2 pseudogenes are annotated in these 1,473 nt (G+C 48.1%); one reads left to right on the top strand and one right to left on the bottom strand.

From position 1 onward, the window contains the following. Positions 1–277 precede the first annotated feature (277 nt). Positions 278–877 (bottom strand): annotated as a pseudogene (locus tag ACTNB1_RS14785) (DUF4368 domain-containing protein); the annotation flags it as partial. Positions 878–1,295: 418 nt separating this feature from the next. Here ACTNB1_RS14785 and ACTNB1_RS14780 point away from each other — a divergent pair. After that, positions 1,296–1,473: pseudogene (locus ACTNB1_RS14780) on the top strand (MFS transporter); the annotation flags it as partial.

Raw genomic sequence — 1,473 nt, 5'->3', positions numbered from 1 at the left:
AGAGCTGAAAGGATATCAGGCCGCTGTCGGTCAGCCGGTCATCCAGCCCCGCCGTCCAAACAGCCGCCTGGACAAGGTGCGCCATATGTTTCAGAAGGTAATGTAAAGATAAGGGTTTTTATATTACCCCACCGAAAACGAGGCTTGAAAACCGCGCGAAATAAGGCTTTTTCACCCCCTAAATGTATATTGATGTGCGATAAAGAAGTAATAGAAGTGTAAAAAATTTTGCCGTTCCTATCCGGCACTTAGCTCTTGTGTCGGATAGGTCGGGCGGTTATTCGGGCAAGTCCACCTTGCCAACAAAAGAATAATAAATCTCAATGTCCTGTCTGCGGGTCTTGTTCTCGTCATAGCTGCACTCATGCACAACGATTTTCTCTACAAACTCCCGCAGCAGAGTAGGGGTAAGTTCTTCAAAGCTGGTATGCCGCCGGACAACATTCATAAACTTTTCTGCGTTCACGGTGGCTTCCTGTGCTTTGGAAAGCTCCGCTTGGATAGCGGCGGCTCTTTCTTTCAGCTCCCGTTGTTCTGCTTCATAGTCTGCCGACAGCTCTGTGAAACGCTCGTCTGATATGCGCCCGGTCACACTGTCCTCATACAGCCGCTTGAAGATAGCGGATAACTCGGCTATGCGTTTCTCGGTGGCTTCCAGCTCCTTTTTCTTGGCGGCGTTCCTGCGCTTGCCCCCGTCCTCGTTCTGCTCAATCAGGAGCTTCATAAACCGGGCTTCATGCTTTGCCGCATAGCTGGTCACTTTCCGCAGATTGGAGAGTACACCAGCGGTCAAGAGGTCGGTGCGGATAAAGTGCGCCGTACAGTCATGGGTGCGTTTCTTGTAGTTGCCGCAGATATAACAGTCCTGCTTGCGCTTCAGGCATCTTGAGTACTTTTTGATAGTGCATAGTAATATCCTTTCCGGCAGGCATCCAATTCCAAAGGGTGGATACACAACCTAGCGGCTTATACAGGTATAGCCTGAGGCTTCCCAACCAGCCAAAACATAAATCACCACCGAAAGGATTGACAGACTTTCTAAGAGGTATCGCCAGCCAGAAGGCCGGCTCCCAAGGAGGAAACGTCAATGATCCTGCCTTCAGTGATTATACCTCTATATTTTGTCTGGTGCATTAAGGAAACCTCAGACACGGTAAATATGTCCTATAACTTCTGATGGAGGGGGAACTCCTCCTTCCGTTATATCTATATAGATTTATTAGATTGGACTTTGTAACTATTAACCAGTAGTCGTTCTTGACTACACCATTATTATACTAGGAGAATGTAACTTCATGTTTGCTAAAAATTCAAAGGCATATTCTGTCTACCTGCTGTTCCGATTTGTCTTTTCCCTGGCGTTTTCTATGTCCACAGTGCTTTCCATCGTGTACCACCTGGAGGTGGTGCAGCTGGATGCTTTCCAGCTTGTCCTGGTAGGGACGGTTCTGGAGACCTCCTGCTTTCTGTTCG

Source organism: Flavonifractor sp. HCP28S3_F3 (genome assembly GCF_052065355.1).
In the GTDB taxonomy this organism is placed as follows: Bacteria; Bacillota; Clostridia; order Oscillospirales; family Oscillospiraceae; genus Flavonifractor.
The sequence above is the reverse complement of the archived record's forward strand: the minus strand, read 5'-3'. Positions and strand labels throughout refer to the sequence as shown.